27 protein-coding genes and 1 pseudogene are annotated in these 21,683 nt (G+C 40.6%); 6 read left to right on the forward strand and 22 right to left on the reverse strand.

The genetic code is table 11. The features are described 5' to 3' along the window. Window positions 1-5 precede the first annotated feature (5 nt). Window positions 6-1,121, reverse strand: coding sequence for a GPR endopeptidase (gpr, locus tag OIT90_RS07650; RefSeq protein WP_047201920.1), 1,116 nt, complete (start codon window positions 1,119-1,121; stop codon window positions 6-8). A gap of 198 nt (window positions 1,122-1,319) precedes the next feature. On the opposite strand from gpr, the gene rpsT reads away from it, so the two are divergent. Further along, complete coding sequence (rpsT, locus tag OIT90_RS07655; RefSeq protein ID WP_024423042.1) at window positions 1,320-1,586, forward strand: 30S ribosomal protein S20; 267 nt, start codon at window positions 1,320-1,322, stop codon at window positions 1,584-1,586. Window positions 1,587-1,719: 133 nt separating this feature from the next. Here rpsT and holA read toward each other — a convergent pair whose 3' ends face one another. After that, a complete protein-coding gene (gene holA, locus OIT90_RS07660; RefSeq protein ID WP_047201921.1) occupies window positions 1,720-2,739 on the reverse strand; it encodes a DNA polymerase III subunit delta in 1,020 nt (339 codons plus the stop codon). Between the two features lie 237 nt (window positions 2,740-2,976). Between holA and OIT90_RS07665 the strand changes: the two genes are divergently transcribed. Beyond that, window positions 2,977-3,111: a YqzM family protein gene (locus tag OIT90_RS07665; protein WP_012010638.1), complete on the forward strand. Its 135-nt coding sequence runs from the start codon at window positions 2,977-2,979 to the stop codon at window positions 3,109-3,111. A gap of 39 nt (window positions 3,112-3,150) precedes the next feature. On the opposite strand, the pseudogene OIT90_RS07670 reads toward OIT90_RS07665, so the two are convergent. The 3 genes and pseudogenes from OIT90_RS07670 to OIT90_RS07680 all read right to left on the reverse strand — a co-directional run bounded on the left by OIT90_RS07670 (window position 3,151) and on the right by OIT90_RS07680 (window position 6,734). Then, window positions 3,151-5,477: pseudogene (locus OIT90_RS07670) on the reverse strand (DNA internalization-related competence protein ComEC/Rec2). After that, window positions 5,470-6,039 (reverse strand): ComE operon protein 2, encoded by a 570-nt coding sequence (locus OIT90_RS07675; RefSeq protein WP_058839053.1) that lies wholly within the window; start codon window positions 6,037-6,039, stop codon window positions 5,470-5,472. Before OIT90_RS07675 ends, OIT90_RS07670 begins: the two are co-directional and overlap by 8 nt. 65 nt (window positions 6,040-6,104) lie before the next feature. Further along, window positions 6,105-6,734 carry a helix-hairpin-helix domain-containing protein gene (locus OIT90_RS07680; protein ID WP_474892414.1) on the reverse strand — a complete coding sequence of 210 codons (630 nt, stop codon included), beginning with the start codon at window positions 6,732-6,734 and terminating at the stop codon, window positions 6,105-6,107. A 90-nt stretch (window positions 6,735-6,824) separates the two neighbouring features. On the opposite strand from OIT90_RS07680, the gene comER reads away from it, so the two are divergent. Next, on the forward strand, window positions 6,825-7,673 hold the full coding sequence (comER, locus tag OIT90_RS07685; RefSeq protein ID WP_474892415.1) for a late competence protein ComER: 849 nt from the start codon (window positions 6,825-6,827) through the stop codon (window positions 7,671-7,673). Between the two features lie 48 nt (window positions 7,674-7,721). Here the strand turns inward: comER and OIT90_RS07690 are convergent, their stop codons facing one another. Genes OIT90_RS07690 through OIT90_RS07725 form a run of 8 tightly spaced genes read right to left on the reverse strand, consistent with a single transcriptional unit; the run spans window position 7,722 to window position 12,740 of the window. Beyond that, window positions 7,722-8,465, reverse strand: coding sequence for a class I SAM-dependent DNA methyltransferase (locus OIT90_RS07690; RefSeq protein ID WP_474892416.1), 744 nt, complete (start codon window positions 8,463-8,465; stop codon window positions 7,722-7,724). Next, on the reverse strand, window positions 8,462-8,818 hold the full coding sequence (gene rsfS, locus OIT90_RS07695) for a ribosome silencing factor (protein ID WP_003217467.1): 357 nt from the start codon (window positions 8,816-8,818) through the stop codon (window positions 8,462-8,464). Before rsfS ends, OIT90_RS07690 begins: the two co-directional genes overlap by 4 nt. A gap of 13 nt (window positions 8,819-8,831) precedes the next feature. After that, entirely contained in the window at window positions 8,832-9,395 is a 564-nt protein-coding gene (yqeK, locus tag OIT90_RS07700) for a bis(5'-nucleosyl)-tetraphosphatase (symmetrical) YqeK (protein ID WP_048238932.1), read from the reverse strand. Beyond that, window positions 9,385-9,954, reverse strand: coding sequence for a nicotinate-nucleotide adenylyltransferase (locus OIT90_RS07705; RefSeq protein WP_058839048.1), 570 nt, complete (start codon window positions 9,952-9,954; stop codon window positions 9,385-9,387). Before OIT90_RS07705 ends, yqeK begins: the two co-directional genes overlap by 11 nt. A 13-nt stretch (window positions 9,955-9,967) precedes the next feature. Further along, a complete protein-coding gene (gene yhbY, locus OIT90_RS07710; RefSeq protein ID WP_058839047.1) occupies window positions 9,968-10,258 on the reverse strand; it encodes a ribosome assembly RNA-binding protein YhbY in 291 nt (96 codons plus the stop codon). Then, window positions 10,252-11,094, reverse strand: coding sequence for a shikimate dehydrogenase (gene aroE, locus OIT90_RS07715; protein WP_268465701.1), 843 nt, complete (start codon window positions 11,092-11,094; stop codon window positions 10,252-10,254). Before aroE ends, yhbY begins: the two co-directional genes overlap by 7 nt. A gap of 21 nt (window positions 11,095-11,115) precedes the next feature. Next, complete coding sequence (yqeH, locus tag OIT90_RS07720; protein ID WP_047201929.1) at window positions 11,116-12,216, reverse strand: ribosome biogenesis GTPase YqeH; 1,101 nt, start codon at window positions 12,214-12,216, stop codon at window positions 11,116-11,118. A 2-nt stretch (window positions 12,217-12,218) separates the two neighbouring features. Then, a complete protein-coding gene (locus OIT90_RS07725) occupies window positions 12,219-12,740 on the reverse strand; it encodes a YqeG family HAD IIIA-type phosphatase (RefSeq protein WP_008356191.1) in 522 nt (173 codons plus the stop codon). Window positions 12,741-13,101: 361 nt separating this feature from the next. Here OIT90_RS07725 and OIT90_RS07730 point away from each other — a divergent pair, with 361 nt between their 5' ends. Next, window positions 13,102-13,242 (forward strand): sporulation histidine kinase inhibitor Sda, encoded by a 141-nt coding sequence (locus tag OIT90_RS07730; RefSeq protein WP_003217327.1) that lies wholly within the window; start codon window positions 13,102-13,104, stop codon window positions 13,240-13,242. 135 nt (window positions 13,243-13,377) lie between these two features. On the opposite strand, the gene OIT90_RS07735 is transcribed toward OIT90_RS07730, so the two are convergent. The 4 genes from OIT90_RS07735 to OIT90_RS07750 all read right to left on the reverse strand — a co-directional run bounded on the left by OIT90_RS07735 (window position 13,378) and on the right by OIT90_RS07750 (window position 16,453). Next, window positions 13,378-13,527 (reverse strand): hypothetical protein, encoded by a 150-nt coding sequence (locus OIT90_RS07735; protein WP_181286113.1) that lies wholly within the window; start codon window positions 13,525-13,527, stop codon window positions 13,378-13,380. Between the two features lie 78 nt (window positions 13,528-13,605). After that, window positions 13,606-14,334, reverse strand: coding sequence for an SGNH/GDSL hydrolase family protein (locus OIT90_RS07740; RefSeq protein WP_231730805.1), 729 nt, complete (start codon window positions 14,332-14,334; stop codon window positions 13,606-13,608). An 84-nt stretch (window positions 14,335-14,418) separates the two neighbouring features. Next, a complete protein-coding gene (locus OIT90_RS07745) occupies window positions 14,419-15,159 on the reverse strand; it encodes a polysaccharide deacetylase family protein (protein WP_474892417.1) in 741 nt (246 codons plus the stop codon). A gap of 172 nt (window positions 15,160-15,331) precedes the next feature. Then, the gene (locus tag OIT90_RS07750) at window positions 15,332-16,453 is read right to left on the reverse strand and encodes a response regulator aspartate phosphatase (RefSeq protein ID WP_126681564.1); all 1,122 of its coding nucleotides are present in this window, start codon (window positions 16,451-16,453) and stop codon (window positions 15,332-15,334) included. Window positions 16,454-16,671: 218 nt separating this feature from the next. Between OIT90_RS07750 and sigK the strand changes: the two genes are divergently transcribed. Both sigK and OIT90_RS07760 read left to right on the forward strand, forming a co-directional pair. Beyond that, a complete protein-coding gene (sigK, locus tag OIT90_RS07755; RefSeq protein ID WP_034738387.1) occupies window positions 16,672-17,400 on the forward strand; it encodes an RNA polymerase sporulation sigma factor SigK in 729 nt (242 codons plus the stop codon). A 611-nt stretch (window positions 17,401-18,011) separates the two neighbouring features. Further along, complete coding sequence (locus OIT90_RS07760; RefSeq protein WP_126681563.1) at window positions 18,012-18,494, forward strand: DinB family protein; 483 nt, start codon at window positions 18,012-18,014, stop codon at window positions 18,492-18,494. Window positions 18,495-18,516: 22 nt separating this feature from the next. Here OIT90_RS07760 and OIT90_RS07765 read toward each other — a convergent pair whose 3' ends face one another. The 5 genes from OIT90_RS07765 to OIT90_RS07785 all read right to left on the reverse strand — a co-directional run bounded on the left by OIT90_RS07765 (window position 18,517) and on the right by OIT90_RS07785 (window position 21,682). After that, window positions 18,517-18,813, reverse strand: coding sequence for a DUF3986 family protein (locus tag OIT90_RS07765; protein ID WP_247544509.1), 297 nt, complete (start codon window positions 18,811-18,813; stop codon window positions 18,517-18,519). Window positions 18,814-18,822: 9 nt separating this feature from the next. After that, the gene (locus OIT90_RS07770; RefSeq protein WP_126681562.1) at window positions 18,823-19,239 is read right to left on the reverse strand and encodes a hypothetical protein; all 417 of its coding nucleotides are present in this window, start codon (window positions 19,237-19,239) and stop codon (window positions 18,823-18,825) included. 35 nt (window positions 19,240-19,274) lie between these two features. After that, complete coding sequence (locus OIT90_RS07775; RefSeq protein ID WP_144491388.1) at window positions 19,275-19,700, reverse strand: NUDIX hydrolase; 426 nt, start codon at window positions 19,698-19,700, stop codon at window positions 19,275-19,277. Window positions 19,701-19,979: 279 nt separating this feature from the next. Beyond that, window positions 19,980-20,171, reverse strand: a complete 192-nt coding sequence (locus tag OIT90_RS07780) for a hypothetical protein (protein WP_126681560.1) — start codon at window positions 20,169-20,171, stop codon at window positions 19,980-19,982. Between the two features lie 107 nt (window positions 20,172-20,278). Continuing rightward, complete coding sequence (locus tag OIT90_RS07785; protein WP_252049602.1) at window positions 20,279-21,682, reverse strand: polysaccharide deacetylase family protein; 1,404 nt, start codon at window positions 21,680-21,682, stop codon at window positions 20,279-20,281. Window position 21,683: the final 1 nt, after the last annotated feature.

Below are 21,683 nucleotides of genomic sequence, written 5' to 3' on the forward strand. Positions count from 1 at the left end.
ACCGATTAATGATTATATGAACCCTTGTTATCTTGAGTGATTTTTTGATGAAGCGCTGTGTTTAATCCGTTGGCAAGTACGTTTGCCATATCATCAATGAATGTATCGACTTCTTTAGGCGTGACCATTAAATTTTGCCCGAGCGGCGCAAGCACTTCATGGATTAGCTGCCTTTTCTCTTCTTCTGGAAGGGTTCCTACGATGCCTAAGAATGATTGACGTGTTTCCTCATCTGGCAAGTCTTCTTCGTTAAGCACTTTTTTCTTCCCGAATGTCAAACCAGCCGGCACAAGAGAGCGGGATGGTCTATCATCTTTTAGTTCTCTACCAAAATGCTTTAAGACATAATCAATTGTGTCACTAGCAATCGTTACTGCATCCACCACTGTCGGAACGCCAATCGCAATCACTGGAATGCCCAATGTTTCTTTGCTTAATTCTTTTCGCTTATTCCCTACACCAGAACCGGGATGGATACCTGTATCAGAAATTTGAATGGTTGTATTCACTCGTTCCACCGCACGAGCAGCAAGGGCGTCGACAGCAATGACAAAATCAGGCTTAGATCGCTCAATCACACCTTGGATAATGTCACTTGTTTCAATACCAGTCAGTCCCATCACACCTGGTGACAAAGAGGAAACCGGGCGATAGCCTTCTTGAACATTTTCCGGCTGCAATTCAAAGAGATGGCGGGTCACAAGCAGGTTTTCAACTGTGAGAGGACCAAGTGCATCTGGCGTGACATTCCAGTTTCCCAGTCCTACTACAAGGCAGCTCGCATCTGCCTGAATGCCTCTGTCTTTTAAAAACTGAGCAAAATGACGGGCAAAGACTTGGACGACTTTTTCTTGCATTTCAGAGTCTTTCTCCCGAATGCCTTGCGCTTCAAACGTCAAGTAGGTCCCTGCCTTTTTGCCAGTCAGCTCCTCCCCTTCTTTCGTGATTTCTACAGTACGGATGCGGATGCCTTGCTCATCTTTTTCCTTTTCGACGATCCCTTGGATCCCGTCCTTTTTGACGACATTCGGATCGTTCTCTTGTTCTAGTATCTCTTTTGTTTCAACAGCAAGGTCTGTCCGGATTTGATAAACGCTTAAATCGAGCTTCTGTTTCTCCATAAAAAGACTCCTTCCACCAAGTAATTAACAGTAGTCTTTCCATCTCTTGAAAGAAACATTCGAGCACGTCATCAATGAAAAATACTTTACATTTATATTGCATTCTAAAGGTGTGTTTGATAGAATACAATTTGTTCTATTGTGAAGATTTAACCTTAAGACAATTGTGTTTAGGTTGTATCTTAGGAGGTGAAACACATGCCAAATATTAAATCAGCGATCAAACGTACAAAAACGAATAACGAACGCCGTGCACATAACGTAACAATTAAGTCTGCGATGCGTACTGCGATTAAACAAGTTGAAGTTTCTGTAGCTAACAACGATGCTGAGCAAGCAAAAGCTGCTCTTGCTTCTGCTGCAAAACGCATTGACAAAGCCGTTAAAACTGGTCTTGTACACAAAAACGCAGCTGCGCGTTACAAATCAAGACTTGCTAAACAAGTAAACGGACTTTCTGCATAATGCTTGCAACGCCTCAGTAATGAGGCACCTGTTTAACTGTACGTCCGTCCTGACCGGCCGAGCCTAAGGACAGACTGGCAATTATACATCTAAACAAAAACGACCCTCTTTTTAGAAGGTCGTTTTTTTATGTTCAAGCGCCTAACAATCGAAGCAGGAACAATTCTAACAGCAGCTGCTTGTCCTTTTTACCCGTTTTCATTTCATAATCAATCGTTGAAAGCTCTTTGACGATCTGCTTTAGCTCTTCTTCTGAAAACAGTCTTGCCTGATCCATAGCAAGTTTGACCCGGAATGGGTGGACTTTTAGATTTGAAGCAATTTGTTTTTGTCCATATCCTTGCTGAGCGAAATACTTCGTCTGCAAAATCAATCGAAATTGAGTTGAAATAAGTGCTAATATTTTAATGGGTTCCTCATTTTGCTTCAAGAGGTCATAAAACATCTGCATGGCCTCAGAGCGGCGTCTGTTTACGATTTGATTAATCAGCTCGAAAATATTTTGCTCCAAGCTTCTTGCAACGAGCTGATTGACATCTGCTAACTCAATTTCTTCCCGCTCTCCAATATATGTACTTAGCTTCCGAACCTCTTGGAATAGAGAGGATAGACTTCCGCCGCATAACATCACAAGCTGCTCAGCCGCTTCAGATGTAATCATCTTTCCTTCTGTCTTCACCAGTGTGATGGTGAAATCAGTTGTTTCTTTTGGGTTTAATTCTTTCGCCTCAACAACAGCAGCTTTCTTTTTTAGCAATTTGGTGATTTTTTTACGCTCATCCAGCTTTTCATACGGTGCTAATAACACGAGAATGGTATAGGGCGCTGGCTTTTCTAAATAAGCTTCTAATACAGAAAGCTCATGCTCGATCTTTTCCTTTTTCTTCTCAGCTGTAAGAAAATAAGGATTCTTGATCACGACGAGACGTCGTTCTCCCATAAACGGAAATGTTTCTGCATCCGTCACAGCCTGTTCAAGCGGCACCTCTTCCATATCGAAGATGGAGTAATTAAAATCTTTCGTTTCCTCGTCTACTACAGCTTGTCTCAATTTAGCGGCGGTTTCTTGCAGTAAATATGTTTCTTTCCCATATAAGCAATAAACGGGATGGATATCCCCTCGTTTTAAATTGTTCCATACATCAAAGACCATCAATTGAATCCCTCTCTTTCACTTCCTCCTCTATCCTAAAGTGTGTGAAGACATTAGTAAAGAGGAAGCTGAAAGTGCCGCCTCCTCATTTATAGTAAACGTCCGGCGCAAGCTCCCGGGTCAGCCTGCTGTCAGACGATATTCATAAAATGATCATGAAAATGGAAAACGGTTACTTTACCTTCTAGCAATTCCAAATGAGTTCAAGTATACTAAAATTAGCCAGGAGGGATGAAAATGAATGAATTTGAAAAAAATGTTCAAAGCAAGCGGAATGATGTGACCGACTCAGCCGTTGGTTTTATCGTCACATTCGGATTTTTCGCCTCAATGTTTATTTTGGCAACTATTATACACCTCGTTGGATCTTAACTTCATGAAGGTTACACGACTGCCGTTTTGGCAGTTTTTTTATTGAGTTTGTAAGATATCATATGGAGGGTGAGTGTAAAACGTTCCTTCCTCATCGAGAAATTCATACGTCACACTCCCGTCGGTATCTGTACGATACACCTTCATTTGCTGATCCTTTAATTTTTTCAAGACTTCCTGATGTGGATGCTGATAACGATTGCGTTCACCTGCTGAAATGAGTGCATGTGAGGGCTTGAGATGCTGAAGCCATTCTTCGCTTGTCGACCCTTTACTCCCGTGATGTCCAACCTTTAAGATATCTGCCCGCAGATGAGGAAAGGCTTCTATAATGTCTCGCTCCCCTTCTTGTTCAAGATCTCCAGTGAGCATAAACCGCTTCCCGCCTAGAGTACATGTCAAAACGAGTGAATCATTATTCTTAGTTGTCACTCGATCACGAGACGGATGAAGAACGTCAAATATTTGCTCTCCAATCTGAAGCTGATCTCCTCTCTCTAATTCATCAATCATGATCCCTTGATCAGCTGCTTCTTTTAACAGCTCCGCATCCTCTGGACTCCGTGCAAAGCCTTTTGGAATGGCCAGCCGCTTTACTTTATTTCCCTTGATTAAACGAACTGCTTCTCCCATATGGTCTTGATCCGCATGCGTCAGAATAAGGACATCAAGTTTCGCTATTCCTTTAGAATGCAAAAACGGGATCAGCGTTTGATCACCGATCGTAGACACTTTTCGTCTTTTTTTCCACGGTTCTTCTTCAAAAGAAAGTCTGCCTCCCGTGTCCACAAGCAGGTGCCCCTTTCGATAGGGCAGCTGAATTAACAAACTATCCCCCTGTCCTACATCCAGCATCGTCACTTCCCCTTTTTCGAAAAAATTCGGGGTGAAATAGTGAACACTCAAGACACCAATGAGAAAAAGGAGCGGCACAGCATAGGACTTCACAGACGTTTTGCACTCCATCACAACTAACAGAACAATTAAGGCACTCACCTCAAGAACAATATGCCACCAAGTTGACTTCATAAAAATCAAGTTGAATCCATCAAAATCAGCCATATAGGCTGACAATTGATGACTAAGCTGGATCACCGAATCAAGCAGTTGAAACAATGTTTGTCCAAGCGGAAGATAAACGATCGTCAAAAGAAAAAAGAGTAAGGATAATGGCATGACGATCGTCGTAAAAAAAGGAACAAATATCATGTTCAAAGGAACGCTCAGTAAAGAGAATTGATGAAAATGATATAAAAGAACAGGGAGCGAAGCAAGCTGTGCAATAAAGGAAATCAGGAATAATTGCATGACCGAACTTTTTGGTTTTGATAAAATCCTCGTCGATAACAAAATAAAAAACGTCACCACGAAGGAAAGCTGAATCCCATATCAAATAAATAAAGAGGATGAATCGCTAATAAGAGTAAAAACGTTGCACTTAATACCACAGCAGAAGGCTGTTTCAATTCTTTTGGCAGACTAGTCATCACTAAATAGATTCCTGCCATGAGACAAGCTCTTAACACAGATGGTGCAGCACCTGTCAAACAAGCATAAATAGGAAGAAAGCATAATAGAAGAATACGTGCTGTCTCTCTTGTCACACCCACACGAAGGAGACACCAAAATAAACACGCAAGAAGCGTTTGCACATGCAATCCTGAGATCGCTAGTAAATGAATAATACCGAGCATTTGATAATCTCTTAATGTGTCAGGTTCTATCAACTCACGATCGCCAAAAATAAGTGCCTGTACAATGCCAACAGAGTGTTTTGGCACATGGTCCTCTAAAAATGTCAAACCCTTTTGCCTCATCGCTTGAAGATAGTAGGAAGAACCGCCTTTTTTTGTACAGTTTTTGATCGACTGCGGCAGAAAAATAGCGTCAATGCCTTTTGTTTTTAAAAATTGATCGTATTGAAACCCGTTAGGAATGGTGGCGTGTTTTGCTGGGCGAACATCACCTGTCATGTGACAGCTCATACCAGGTTCTACCTCTTTTAATGCCTCCTTTTCACGCTCTGTTTGAATTGTATAAAATGTGGCTAGTCGTTCATGGTCTGTCGATACAGTCGCTGAAAAACGATTGCCATCTGTTTTCGGAATGCTTTCAATCACAACGGAACCAGATAGGAATTTTTCTTGTACGGGCAGCTCCGTTTCAAGAGACTCATGAACCATAAAAATGAGTATATAGACAGCCCCGCATAGGCTGACCATTAAAAAAAGCTGGGGCATTTTTTTCAGTAGGCTGAGAAGTAATATGATAAGAAGAAAGAGAAGGAAATACATATGAAGATGATATGCAGCAAGAGCAATTCCAACAGCTGCTGAAATTGCCCCAAACGGCAAATATTTAAACATAGGAAGTAAATAATTGATTCGCCTTCTCATGCATATCGCGAATTTCTGTTTCGCTAAGTCCTGATTCACTCAGCTTCCCAATTAAATCTGCAACAAAGGCCAATTTTTCTTGATTTTTTAAGTCGATGATCATTTCTTCTAATTCAACTTGCTCCGTTTGAACACCCGCCTGCTCGAATAAATCAACGGCATATGGATGATTTTTATAATCCTTTGCATAGTACACTGTCCGTATACCCGCTTGAATGATGGCTTTACAGCACTGTAAACAAGGAAAATGTGTGACATATATTTCAGCATCAGCTGTAGGTGCTCCAAATTTGGCACATTGTAAAATAGCATTCATTTCCGCATGGATGGTGCGAACACAGTGATGATCAATGACATAGCACCCTACATCCGCACAATGAACATCACCGGCAATGGAGCCATTATACCCCCCTGCAATGATGCGCTTGTCCCTTACGATGGTTGCCCCAACAGCTAACCGCTCACAGGTGCTTCGTAAAGCAAGCAAATGGCTTTGTGCCATAAAATATTGATTCCATGAAATTCTTTCCACGAGCTGATCCCTCCAGAATGATGGTTGATATTAAGTGTACATGCCTTTCTTCTATACCGTCAATTCTACTTCACGGTCAATTGACTTTTCAGCCGTTCAATCGTCTTTTCCCCAAAACCTGAAATGTTCCGCAAGTCTTCAATTTGTTGAAAATCCCCGTGTTCCTCTCTATAGGTAATAATAGCTTCGGCTTTAGCTGGTCCTATGCCGTTAATGGTTTGCAATTCGGATGCATCGGCCTGATTGACATTCACACCCTCACTCTTTTCAACGCCCGTTGATGCGTCGGCTGATGCTGTTTGCGTCTCTCTTTCCGCTTCCCCCTGCTTCCGAACATAAATCATCATACTATCCTCTAATTTTGCTGCTTGGTTGATTTCAATCGAATCTGCTTTGCTAGTAAAGCCTCCTGCCCTTCGAATCGCTTCTTCTACCCGAGCATCAGATTGAAACGTATAAACACCTGGCTTTCTTACAGCTCCTTTGACCTCTACAAAAATCGTCGATGGCTCTTTTTCTGTCTTTTCTTGTTTGTCTTCTAATGTGACTTGCATGTCTTTATTCCCCTTCAATACATTTGGTTCTCTGCTGCCTTCCCCTTTTCCAGTAAAAAAGAAGAAACTGATGATTATCACAACCATGAGCCCAGCTGCAATATAAAGACTGTATTTTTTTAATGGAATGAGTCGTTTCACTTACTCACGCTTCTTTCAATCATATTTTTCTACTGCTCAACATACTGTTTAGAAGATAACAGATCCTATGCGTCTAAGGAGGGAGAACGTTTGAATATAGGGTTAATCGGTACAGGAAACATGGGTACCATACTTACTGAGGCATTTATTGAATCAAAGGCAGTCAATCCCTCATCGATCACCATTACAAACCGAACCATTGAAAAAGCGTTCAATATAAAAAAGAACCATCCAGAGCTTGAAGTAACGAAACAGCTTTCAGGGGCTGTCACGAATAAAGATTTCATTTTTGTTTGTGTCAAACCACTTGATATTTATCCACTTTTAAAAGAGCTGAGTCCTCTTTTAACGGAGCAGCAAACCATTGTCATCATTACAAGTCCGGTTCATCCTGAACAGCTTCAGGATATCGTTCCTTGTCAAACAGCCAGGCTGATTCCAAGCATTACAAACCGCGCTTTATCAGGCGCATCACTTTTAACTTTTGGTTCATCATGCAATGCCGCGACGAAAACAGCGTTAAGACAGTTGGCTTCGTGCATTTCAACACCAATCGAGATCCATCATTCGATTACAAGAGCGGCTTCCGATATTGTCAGCTGCGGTCCTGCTTTTATCAGTTTTCTCGTTCAGATGATGATTGAAGCGGCCGTAGAAGAAACGGATATTTCTAAAGAAGAAGCCACCACCTTAGCAGAAGATATGCTGGTTGGACTTGGCCGTTTGATTGAAAAAAGAGTCTATACCCTTCCGACACTGCAAGACAAAGTATGTGTGAAAGGCGGGGTCACTGGTGAAGGCATTAAAGCACTTGAAGCAGGTGTGCAAGATATGTTTCACCGCCTCTTTCAAAACACCCATGAAAAATTCGATGAAGATCTTGAAGCAGTTGCGCATCAATATCCACCAAGTGTGTTCACTGATGATCGCAGAAATTAATCATCTTTGCAACAAGCGAAAAAAGGGTTTTAAAAAACCATCGTTCTATTAAACGATGGTTTTTGGTTTCTTAGCTGAGATGAAATATCTTTCGGCAAATTCACCGGGGGCTTCATTTGTAAAATCAGCGGTCACTTCTATTTGTTCAAAACCAGCGGACTCAAGGAACGCTGCATATGTTTCAAATGGAAATGTGCGCTGTTCATGCGTCTCATCATAACGCTGATACATGTCTCCATCTTTTACAAAAAAGCTTAAATCATGAATGACCGAATACATGTCATCCCCTTTATCACTCTGCCAAATATAACTAATCTCTTCATCTTGATCTGCAAAAGTCGATCCCGGGAATACCTCTTCCATTTTATAAGGCGTATGAACATCAAAAAGTAAAACCCCATCTGCCTCTAAAAGCTGAAACATGTTTTTAAAGGTTTTTTTGACGTCATTTTCGTTTTTTAAGTAATTCAAGGAATCACAGCAAATAACGGCTGCCTGGAAGGCTTGCACAAAGCCCGTAACCTCTCTCATATCTTGATGTAGAAATTGAATCGACTGCTTTTTCGCCTGAGCTTTTTGCTGCGCGAAGGCCAGCATTTCTTCACTGAGGTCAATTCCTGTGACCTTGTGGCCCTTTTCAGCTAACCGAAGAGAAATCTCTCCAGTTCCACAGCCTACATCGATGATGGCAGCATGCGGCTTCATATACTGCTGGATCCATTGAACCCATTCATCATAAGGTGCATGTGTCATGAGCTCGTCATACACACCTGCAAACCCTTGATAAATCATGAGTTAATGCCAAGTGAAAGCGTTTCTCTCGGCGCATCTCCCCAAAGCTTTTCTAGATTGTAATATCCTCTTTCTTCTTTGTGGAACACATGGGCAATGACATCTCCTAGGTCAATCAATACCCATCTTGCTTCATCAAAGCCTTCCATCTTCTTTACTTCAATTCCACTTTCCTCTGCAAGATGTTTTACTTCTCTTGCAATGGCTTGCACTTGTTTATCAGAATTCCCGTGACAAATGAGAAAATAATCTGCAACAAGTGAGATTCCTTGCATATTAAGGGCAATAATATCCTCAGCCCGTTTATCATCGCATGCTCCTGCTGCGACGTTTAAAATTGATGATGAATCCATCCAAAATTCCTCCTTAGTTGTTCTTATGCACAAGCGAGTTGTAAGTAGCAAGCGTATCTGGAAAGACTGGCTGATTCTTTTTCATTAGAAAACTGATGGTGTTTTTTAATGATTGGATCAGTGCACGATCTAGATCATGTTCTGCTAACTCCCTTACTTCTTCGACACCAGGGAAATGTCGTCCTGGTTCAATATAATCTGCGACATAAATGACTTTTTCAAGTAAAGTCATGTCTGGTCTGCCGGAAGTATGAAATTCAATGGCTGTTAACACATCGTGATCATCAATTCCAGCTTCTTTTTTGACCAAATAGGCACCAACCGGCGCGTGCCAAAGCTCAGGCGAATATTCAAGCAATAAAGGGTTCATCTTCTCTTGCTCGATAATCCCCTTCATTTCTTCCTTTGGTCTAAATTTCGCATAATCATGAAAAATAGCGGCGATCTCTGCTTTTTTCACATCTGCACCGAACCGTTCCGCTAATGAAATGGCTGTTTCCATGACTCCAAGTGTATGTGTATATCTATGCTCTGTTAACTGCTCTTTGACACAGTTCAATGCTTCTTCACGATTCATATAAATGATGCTCCTTTATATAACGCTCAACAGCTTTCGGAATCAAATAATCAACAGGTTTCCCCTGCTCTATTCGCTGCCTAATCAATGTCGATGATACATCAAAAGCTGGAACATCTGCAAATAAAAGAGGATATGCCGTACTTCCAACGTAACCCGGTCTTTTCATCCCAATAAAGGTGATCATTTGAAGCAAGTCATCGATCCGATGCCATTTTGGCAAATACTCGACCATGTCCGCTCCTATCATAAAAAAGAACTGATCTTCTGGATGACGCTTCTTTAACAGATTGACTGTATCTACCGTATAAGACGGACCCTCCCGCTCCATTTCAATGAGCTCGAGCTGAAAATACGGATTTGACTGAATCGCCGCCTCCACCATATTTATCCGGTGATGACTATCTGCTCGTTTCCGCCCTGTTTTGTGAGGAGGCATATGGTTTGGGATAAACCAAATTTCATCAAGCCCAACTTGAATCCGCACCTCACTTGCCATCAGCAAATGCCCATTATGGGGAGGATCAAACGTACCGCCGAACAACCCTATTTTTTTCATATCGCATCCACCTTTACGGCAGCTTAATTTGTTTATTTTCCTTAGATTCTTTGTAAAGGACAATCACATTTCCGATCGTTTGAACGAGTTCAGCCTTTGCACCTTTTACAAGTGCTTGCGCAACTTCCGTTTTGTCTTCATCGCAATTTTGCAATACGCTGACCTTTAACAGTTCTCTTGCTTCAAGCGCCTCGGAAATTTGCTTGACCATATTGTCATTTACCCCGCCTTTTCCAACTTGAAAAATAGGTGATAAATGATGTGCTTGTGCACGTAAAAAACGTTTTTGCTTACCTTTTAACATGGTGTTCCTCCTAATTTCTCTATGACAATTGACTTCATTTTTCCGGCGTCAGGCGTAATGCCTGTCCACAGTTCAAAGGCTCTTACTGCTTGTCCAACAAACATGCCAACCCCATCTACTGTTTTCAAGCCTAAACCTGCTGCTTCACTTAGCAGTTTTGTTTCTATTGGATTATACACAATATCACAAACGACCGCTGTTTTTTTTGCGTTCGCTAAAGAAATCGGGGTTTCTTCAACATTCGGATACATGCCGATCGAGGTCGTATGGATGATGACATCATATTCCCCAAGTTGCTCTTCTGCTGTATTTAATGTGATTGCATGAGATGTGATTTTCCCCTCTGCACTTTCAATTAAAGCTTCAGCTTTTTCAATGGTGCGGTTCGTAATATCAAAGCTCTTCGGTGCATACTGAGCAATTGTCGTATAAATCGCTCTTGCCGCTCCGCCAGCACCAATCAAGAGAAATGACAGCTCTGATAACGGCTGATCCAGGGCTTCAAGCAATGAATGAAGAAAGCCTTCTCCATCTGTATTGTACCCAACGAGCTGATCTCCTTCGAGCCGCACCGTATTGACGGCACCGAGGCGTTCAGCTGTTACATCAATTTTGTCAAGGTACTTCATGATTTCTACCTTGTGCGGAACAGTGACGTTAATGCCTCTGATTCCTAACGCTTTCATGCCGCTAATCGCATCTTTCAGGTCATCATTTTCTACTTGAAAGCCATGATAATGTCCATCTATTCCAGCATCCTTTAGTGCTGCATTATGAATATCCGGAGACATTGAGTGGCCAACAGGGTTTCCGATTACTCCGTATAAAGGTTTCAAGGTCTCTCCCCCTTTGAACATTTAAATTAACGAACGTCTCATAAACACATGAACGCCTTTTGGCGCATAAACTTTGATTTGCTTGTCCGCATCATTTGCAGTGACCCAGCCTAAACCTGAAAAGACGATGTCCATTTTTGGCTGATCAATGGTAAAGGTATGCGGAACGAGCGGCGGGAAATCTTCTATTCCCTCTTTTGATGGCGGTGACAGCAGTTCTCCTGCATGTTTTTCATATAAATCATCTGCGTTCTCCAGCTTTGTACGGTGAATGTTCAGCTCATTTGGCATATAGCAGACAAATGACGTTCTGCCGCCTTTTACGTAATCAAATCGAGCCAGTCCGCCAAAATAAAGCGTTTGTGCTTCATTTAATTGGAACGTTCTCGGTTTCAATTCTTTTTTCGGCGTTAAAATCTTCAAGTCATTTTTACTGACATAGTGTGCCATTTGATGGCGGTTGATGATGCCCGGCGTATCGAATAAAGCAGACCCGTCATCAAGCGGAATTTCAATCGCATCAAGTGTAGTACCTGGATATTGGGAGGTAGTAATGACATTCTCTTCTCCAGATACTTCTTTGATAATTCGATTGATAAATGTTGATTTCCCAACATTCGTACAGCCGACAACATAGACATTTCTTCCCTCGCGGTAATGATCAATCGCTTCCATCACCTCAGGTACGCCCTGGCCTCTGCTTGCACTAATTAAGAAAACATCAATAGGGTTTAATCCGTTTTCCTTTGCTTCCCGTTTCATCCAATGAATCAGACGATCTTTTTTCACGGATTTCGGTAAAATATCCACTTTGTTACCGACAAGTAAAATCGGATTACCACCGACAATACGGCTCAGTCCATTGATCCAGCTTCCGTTAAAGTCAAAAATATCAACGACCTTCACAATGAGAGAATCTGTCTCTCCAATGCTGTGCAATATATTTAAAAAGTCGTCTTCTGTTAAAGAAACATCTTGAATTTCATTGTAGTTCTTTAACCTAAAACAGCGCTGACAGATCACATCTTCTTTCAATAGAGATGCTGCCGGCGCATATCCTAATTGATCTTTATCTTCCGTCTGAATGGCTACACCGCAGCCAATACAAACAACCTTTTCCATTATTACTCTTCCTCCCACTGAATGTGGCCCTTACGCTTTAAGGCTCCTAAAATTCTGCGTTCAATCTGCCTGTTAAACTTTGTGAAAAATCCGTCCGAGGCAGCAACAGGAACGACCAAAATCGTATGGAAGCCATGACGATTCCCGCCAAGAACATCTGTCATGAGCTGATCCCCAATGACAACCACATCTTCTTTTTTCAATTGCATATCAGCGACTGCCTTATTAAAGGCTCTTCCCATAGGCTTTCTCGCTTTATAGATAAACGGGATATGAACCGGTTCAGAAAAAAGCTTGACCCTTTTTTCATTATTGTTCGATACAATCGTCACTTGTATCCCGTGATCTTTCATTTCTTGAAACCACTCAATTAAGCGCGGTGTCGCACTTGGACGGTCCCATTCTACTAGTGTGTTATCTAGATCGGTAATAATTCCTTTTACATTTCGTTCTTTTAATTTTTGCGGTGAAATGTGGAATATACTTTTCACAAATTCATCCGGTAAGAAATACTTCTTTAGCACAATTTGCACCCTTTCTTCCATTGGTTTTCAGCGATTGTGTCGAATCAAATCACAATTTGTCTGTCTATCGAATACAATGAAAAAGTTTTCGACATATGATGAGGCCCTTCAACAGGTGTGGATAATTTTACACACATTATCCACCTATATTTCATCACGCTTTCATTCAATTATAAACACTCTACCCACAAGTTATCCACTTAACCATGTGGATAACAGAACGATTGTTCTTGTTTCCCATTCATGGTAGATTAAAGGTACTTCAAAGACAGTCGATCAACCTATGATGATATGTCTTTTCCTCAAATTTTATGCCAACTTTTTCAGGGGAGGTGTTTTTCCCATCATATGGGTTTCTAGTATGAAAAAGCTGTCAGATGATTTACTTATAGAATCGTATTATAAAGCAAATGAAATGAACTTAAATCGCGACTTCATTGAATTAATTGAGACAGAAATGAAAAGACGTTCGCTCGGGCATATGCTCTCTGTTTCCTCTTAATTCCATATCACAGGAACCATGCCTCCCGAGCACTCTCCTTTTTTAAACTCAGGTGACTGATATTATATCACTTGCGCTATAGGCTTACTACTATTTTCCGTAAAAAACACCCCTTCTGATAAAAGAAGAGGTGTCTTAATTGTAAGGCTGTTCATTCCAAAACCATAACCCTCCGCCTACGACTAAAATGACCACAAGGAACACAACAAGAAAAGCGTAACCGATTCCTGCTCCTTGTGCTGGATAAGGCGAACACGCAGGGTAAGGATAAGGACATCCCCACATATCAGTTACCTCCTTCTAGGAAGATATACTGTTAGACTATGCTGGATGGATGGTCTTGTTTAGGCAGATGGCCATCATTTAAAAATGTTTGATGACATCACGCTCTTTGATTTCGTTATAAATAATTCTCGCACCTTTTGGTGTCATATGATTGCCAGAAGGGTCGATCAAGCCTGACTGAATCAGGGCATGATCACTATCTTCACCAGCTTCTCGGATGAAAGCTTTCCAGTTGTCGACAAGCGGCACCTGCTCATCCTTCGCTACTTCTCTCGTGATGTCATTATAAGAGTTTTGCCAAGCTCTTGCCCCGCCTCTTCCGGCAAAATAAGATGACTTATATCTAGAGTAATAATACAAGCCCTTTTTCCCGCCTTCTACAACAGGCACACAGGTCATGAGAATCGGGGTAATGCCTTCTTTTCTACTTTCAGAAATGAAGTAGGATAAATTTTCTTTAAACCTTTTTTTCGTCACTCGGGGATGTTTCCCGTCTAAAATCGCCGCATCATTCGTACCGAACATGATGAGGACGTAAGTTGGTTTCTGCTTTAAAATATCCTGCTCAAAACGAAGCTTCGCATCTTCAGTCGTCTGCCCGCCAATGCCTGCATTCTTCACTTGAATTTGGCCGCGCTCGACGTTTTTCATGAGATTCACCCATTTTTCAGATGTTGGATAATCTCGAAAGTCCCAGTTCGATCCTCTCGTATTGCTGTCACCAAATGCAATGACGCTTTCTTGTACTGGCTTTGAGCACCCGGCAGCAACACATAATAGGATAAAAAGGAAAACATACTTCTTCACAACATTCACCTCCAAAAGCCCTCTTCATATAGTAAACGACAAGACTTTTGGTTTCAATGAATGACTGTTTTTGACGAATGATTACTATTGCAGTTGAACTGGCATATATGCTTTGTCATGGTGAAGCAGCTCACTTATTTTTACAAATTCATAGCCTCTCTTCTTTAATTCAGGAATCACCTGCTTTAATGCTTCTACCGTTTGCTTGCGATTTCCCCCGCCATCATGTAAAAGGATGATATCGCCGCCTTGAATATGATCAATAATTCGGCTTGCAATTTTATGTGCGCCTGGTCTTGACCAGTCCTTCGGATCTTGCGTAAAGGACCACATAACCACATCGTACCCTTGCTTTGACAGAATGCGGAATGATTTCATTGTTAAACGTCCACCAGGAGGGCGAAATAATAAGGGACCGCCAGGCTGGAGTGAAGCGATATGAGCCGCTGATTCTTTTAATTCCCGCTTGATCTCCTTTGACGACAACAGGTCAAAATACGTATGATTCATCGTATGATTGCCAAGTTCATTCCCTTCGTCCACAATCCGTTCTGCGATCATCGGATATGCATGGATTCGGCTCCCTATCACAAAAAAGCTCGCATTCACTTGATGCTCCTTCAGCACATCCAATATTTGATTTGTATACACTGGGTGAGGTCCATCATCAAAGGTGATTGCAATCTTTTTCCGTTCCGCTCTCATGTCCCAAAAGGCACGTCCCGTTTTTTCAAGATCGACTCGTTTTAATGTACGTGCCTCTACTTTATTAGGAACAAAAGCACATAGCAGCCATATACACATTAAGATATGCAGCCCTTTCATTCGACCGCCTCCTCCACCGAACATCATTACCAATTAAATTGCCCGCTTTCTCATCAATTCATGCAAACCTCATGAGGATATCGACATCTTTTTCACATAAAAAAAAGCCGGCCATACTGGCCCGCTCTTTGTGTTTCACGTTTGGTTTCTCTCTTCAACTGTCGAACGTTGCTTAGAATTCATACAGACACTCTCCTTCTTGGATTTGATTTTGAGCCCATAATAATTTCTGATAATACTGGTTGGACTTTTTGTATTGTTGAGAGGCTTCTAAGGCTGTCGCAATTTCTAGTGAGATATCCTCTATATAAGAGTATAGGCTAAGTTTTTCCAAATAATCAATGGTTTTTTGCAGTTGGTCTTCATTGATTTCCTGAACATATAAAGCATCCAGATACTCAAACATATGACAGAACAGCTGGTCTTCATGCTTCTTTGCAGCCAATTTCCCTGCTTCTAATATGCGCAGGGCATCCGCCTGTTCATTCTGTCTAAAAAGCAGCTTCGCCAGCGTATAGAGCGTATGTGGAAGCGTTGGGAGCAGCTCTTTGCTAGCAAGATCAGCGGATTCCGTTAAATATCGTTCCGCTTCCTCTCTATAGCCAAGCTCGCCATAACATTTTCCTAAATTATAGAGCGCTGAACTGTATATGCGCGGGTGATCAATTTGAGATGCGAGCTGTTTTGCCTTTTTTAAATGAGGCAGTGCCCGGTCTTTTCGTTTTAAATCTTGATAATTTCCTGAAATGACAAAGAGACATTGAATGATGCGAATGGTATACGCATCATGCTGATCGTATATTTCCAGCGCCTTTAAAATATGGTGCATGGAGACATGTGTTTGTTTCATTATATAGTAGGCTTCTGCCACTTTAAAATGAAACTCTGCCTGCTCAATATCATCAAATACCATGGACAGCTGCTTTTCTGCGACTCGATAATATTTGACGGCTTCTAAATATTCTTTTTGACTAAATTCATGCATGCCACGAAAAAATGCATGGTAATAATGCAGCATATCAGATAACTCATGATTGGAATTTTCGATTTTATCGACTAGATTAGATACTGAGAAAGGTTGGTATTTTGAAGGGTGTATATAGTCAAGCATGATTTGGTGCCGAAAACACATGAGCTGATAATAAATCAGTAAATGCTGGTCCTCTTCCATCTGTTCAATTTCCGCTTCAACTTCCGCTTTCAAGATTTCCGCATCTGGAACACTGAACTGCCGTATCATTCGATACCATTCATTAATTTTCATACCTACATGTGAAGATAGAACCTTCCCCATGTTCCGAAATGACCCCTTCCTTTTCGGTCTAATATTACATATTTTAGCACGCTTCTTGACCGCCAAGCACCGAAAAGAAACCGCAAACATAAAAAAGAGACGAACAGAAGCACGATTTTTTTGAAAAAGAGGATTTTTTCATCGTACAGACACAGACAATCCCTCCTTCACATACATTTGAGGATATAGGCAGCAGCCTAAACATGGTGGAGGTGAAAATCGTGGCAGGAGTATTTACAGCGATGGGATTGATGGTCAAAGAATTGGTGTTTTTAGTGTCCTATGTCAAAAACAATGCCTTTCCACAGCCCCTTTCGGGAGATGATGAAAAAAAATACTTAGCCCTCATGGCACAGGGCGATGAACACGCAAGAAACATGCTGATTGAACATAACCTTCGGCTCGTCGCCCATATTGTAAAGAAATTTGAAAATACCGGGGAAGACGCTGAAGACCTCATCTCCATCGGGACGATCGGACTCATTAAAGCCATCGAAAGCTATTCCTCTGGAAAAGGAACAAAGCTGGCAACGTATGCAGCGCGGTGTATTGAAAATGAAATTCTCATGCATTTACGCGCGCTCAAAAAAACGAAAAAAGACGTCTCCTTGCATGACCCCATTGGTCAGGATAAAGAAGGCAACGAAATTTCATTAATCGATGTCTTAAAATCCGAAAATGAAGATGTGATCGATACCATTCAGCTCAACATGGAGCTTGAAAAAGTAAAGGAGTATATCGACATTCTCGACGGCCGAGAAAAAGAAGTCATTGTCGGCCGGTTCGGCCTTGATTTAAAGAAAGAAAAAACGCAGCGAGAAATAGCCAAGGAGCTTGGGATATCACGAAGCTATGTGTCACGGATTGAGAAGCGGGCGCTAATGAAGATGTTTCATGAGTTTTACCGGGCGGAGAAGGAAAAACGGAAGCGGGAGAAGGGGAAGTGAAAATGAATTTCCCTAACTTTTAACAAAAACAGACCTCATGAGGTCTGTTTTTTATTTCGGCAATAAGCTACTGTCTCTCTGCATTTCTTTTGATAATAGCTGCCGCCTTAGCCCTCAAAACAATGGCAAGATTTTGGTCATGTTCATGAACTAAGACATGAAGGAAATCCTATTCATTATGCCCCACTATTTAGAGAGCTGCAGGAAATGATGACAAAGCGATTTGCATATAAGTATTGTATTCTGCATTTATGCTTAAAAATTTAAATACGAAAAAATAAAATATAATGATTCATTTATTCTTGCTAATCAATTTAAAATGTTGTTATTGTTATTTGATACCAGTCAGAAAGCTTAGTATAATCAATATAGGAACAAATATTCGGGGTTAGTAATTGTAGATAAACTACCACTTACCAAAAATAACAACTTGCTGCAAGAGACGCTATAAACGTAACAGTTTCCAAGGGCTATGTTATGAAAACAAGGTTGATAGTATGATTGGTTCTAAACTGACACCAGATCATTTACATTGTGTCGTTTAATTCAACAAGAATATCTTTAAGAGATAGCAGTAATTAAACAAACAATTTAACTTTGGAGTGATGATAATGAATAAGTTTTTTGAGTACAACTGGCAGGTGAGAGACGAATGGATTAACTGGTGTAATCAACTAACAACAGAAGAGTTGCTACAAGACCGCACAGGTGGAGTAGGGAGTATTTTATACACTCTTTTTCACATTATGGATGTTGAATATAGTTGGATTCGTGGTATTCAGGGTAAAGAAGACGTGGTATTAGATTTTGATGATTACAAGACTCTGGCGAAAGTAAAAACGCTCTCAACTACTTTACGACATGAAATAGTTGAATTTTTAAAATCTCATTTAGATGGAAAACAAGATCGAATAGTAACAGTTCCTTGGGATAAAGGTGAATACACTAAAAATGAAATATTACATCATATAATTGCCCACGAAATTCACCATATCGGTCAACTTTCTGTTTGGGCAAGAGAAAAAGAATTAACACCTGTATCTGCTAATTTTATCGGTAGAAAGTTAAAATCAGTACATGCTTATGAAAAGTAAGGTCAGTTAAAGATCCATTCATTTATCCCACTATGCCATTTCCTTTTAAAAAACACTCAAATAATCGCTGACCTTCCTCTTCAATTTGATCATCTTCAATTGGATATTCCCCAATGAATAAGCCTAAATGGTCGTATTCCTCATAACTCTTTAAGAGATTCAACCCGTAACTTTTCTGATCAAAAAACAATAACCATCTTCCTGTTTCTAAACTCTTAAAAAAGACGCCTTCATAATCATAACCTTGTTCATCATATCCTACATGTAAATGCATACTCTCATCTAAACTATGTATTCTTTCATTTATACACACTTTCACCTTACTCCCCTAACTTTTCACATTATGCTGAAAATCAATATTCCTCAACTCAACCCAATCAACAAAGTCAGGGACTTTTTTTGTCGTCAAAAACTGTTGAATGATTTGATACGCCTGATTGCGGTCGACATAGCTGCACAATGGCACATACAATGGTGATCCAGCGACCAAATGCTCGATCGTTTCGATCTTTTCTACCTTTTGAAAAGGGACTAAAAAATCTGGATATCTGATGATAAAGAATCCATACGGTTCAGTATAAAAGAAAACTAGACTTTCGCATTCCCCATCTTCCTCTATCTCAATGGAAGATTCTCCGTTACCTTGTTTCCAATACTCTTCACCCTCCTGGAAGAAGATCTTTTTCATGAATTCTTCTCCCGGATTTTCTACTGGAGCTCCTGTGGGGCCGTAGTATAAAAACATCCATATCGCTCCTTTATGCCTATATCAATTTGGATTTAACCAATTGTTCTATTTCCCTCAAAATCATAAAAGGCTTGTGTTTGTTGGTTTAATTTTAGCATGTGAAATAGCTTTGGGTTTAGCTTTTGAAAGGTTTGAGTGCTGACCCATTTTACTTCTTCAATATCCTGATCCGGATCTAGAATGTTCATCTCTCCCCCGATCATTTCCGCAAAGAACGTAATGATCAGCGCATGATGCTTTTTATCTTGAAAGAATGCTTCACGAACCGAATGAAGTTCATTTACTTTGACAACATACCCTGTCTCTTCTTTCACTTCACGGATGACAGCTTGCTGCAGGTGTTCACCTTTTTCCACAGCACCGCCCGGAAGTTCCCAATATCCCTTTACATTCTTGACCGTTAATATATTTTCTTCCTCGTCATAAATAATAGCTGAAACCACGTCTACTCGTTTCAAATGAATCCCCCTTAACAATCCATTCACACCAATTGTCGAATAAATGGCACGAACTGTTCATTTTATACATTCTTATTGTACCGTATTCTTCATATCGATTGGAGGTCATAGCTTGTGGATGATCATTATTTTACTTATTGTCCTCATAGGATTTACAGGGAATATCGTTTCTCTTTTTAGACAAATCAAAGCATCAAACGAGAAAATCATCCAACTGTTAGAACATAAAAAAATAAAACCTCACGCAACTAGCAGGAGGTTTTTTCCATAGGGGAAATCTTACCGTTTTTCCTCAAACAACATATGTCTAATTCGTCGAATATAATGGAGCGCAATATGACCGAGACATAAAATGAGCCCAATCATCGCAAGAATATAGATGGGCAGCATCAAACCAGGTACATAGTTTATAACAAATCCCAAACTAAACGCTGTCAGCATATATATGCTGATCAACCTCATCAACACCATTCGAAGCCCTCCCTTTCTATAATCACTTTAACATATTTTCCCTTTATCTTCATAATATGCTTTAAAAAAGATGCGAATCCATTAAGACTCGCATCTTTTTAACGTATTCAATTCACCTTTTTCGCCCGTGCTTCCTTCCACTGCTCAAGCTCCGATACTGTTAGTAACTGATATCCTTGCTTCGTCAATTCGTTGATAATCGTGACAGCCGCGTTGGCAGAGGTGTCATAGATGTCGTGCATTAAGACGGTTTCTCCGCTAGACGCATGGGTGAGAATGTAGTTTGCGACGTATTGGCTGTTGCGATATTTCCAGTCTTCAGGATCAACGTCCCAAAGCGTAACTTTCATGTTGACAGCCTCGTTGATCTGTCCGTTTGTTCCACCATATGGCGGTCTAAAGTGAGTGGGTTTGAATCCGCTAGCTTTTTCAATAATTTGCTGCGTATCTTCGACTTGTTTGATGGCTTGTTTTAATGGCAATCTTGTGAGTAAAGGGTGGTTATAGGAATGATTTCCGATTTCATTTCCACCTTTTCTGATTTCACCTAGCATATCGGGATAATATTGAACCCTGCTGCCTAATACAAAAAATGTCGCGTGTCCTTTGTTTTCTTTTAAAGCTGTTAAGATTTTTGAAGTCGTTGATGGATTTGGTCCATCATCAAATGTAAGGGCAATGGCTTTTTGATGTGGGTTAAATATTCGCTGTTTAGGCAGTTTTACAATCTTTCTTTTTGCGATCGGTTCTTTTTTCTCGTTTTTGTTCTTTTCTTTATTGATGTATTCTGGCTTTAACATTCCTTTAAGCAGTGTTTTCTTAATCGCCAGCACTTGAGGGCCTTTCTTGTCTGGTGCAATTTGCCCTGCTGGGAAGTAGAATTCAATAAAACGATCTTTGATGGCAAAATACCGATAATGCTCTGCCTCAGGAGATGTTCCTTGTTTAAGCAAATGCTCGTTTTCAGCAAGAGAGCGATCTTTTTTTAACTCCTCAAATGTCATTTGAGACAGTTTTTTCAGACTTTCTTTCTTTGATAAAAATAGATCATCTATCGATAAAAAATGCTGTTTCTTGAAATCAAAATTGAATATCTTCGTTTCATGTGCGCCTTTTACTCCGCCTTTCAATTCATATGTATTGAATTTGATCGCAGCAGTTTGTTTGGCATAATGAGTAATCTCGTAATCTATGTTTAATTCGTATCGATGATCTTCATCGACATCACTTGCTTCACTAAATGATGTTTTGAATTTATCGAGCGCTGTTTCTGCAAATCTTTTCATCTCTTGATCTAGCTTTTTTTGATGAAACACAGGATAGTTCACAGCATATCTCAAGTATCTCCCGTCATTCACGAGGGTCACAATTTCAACTTCTTTATAGCTCGCATCTGGTGCTACCTTCTTCTTCTCTGTCCCGCTTGCCTGCTGATTATGATAAAACGCGGCGATTCCTATGATCATCGCAAGTCCGCATAGGACGAGACTGACTTTCCATTTAATTGACACA

It is taken from the genome of Bacillus sp. ABR, assembly GCF_056172715.1.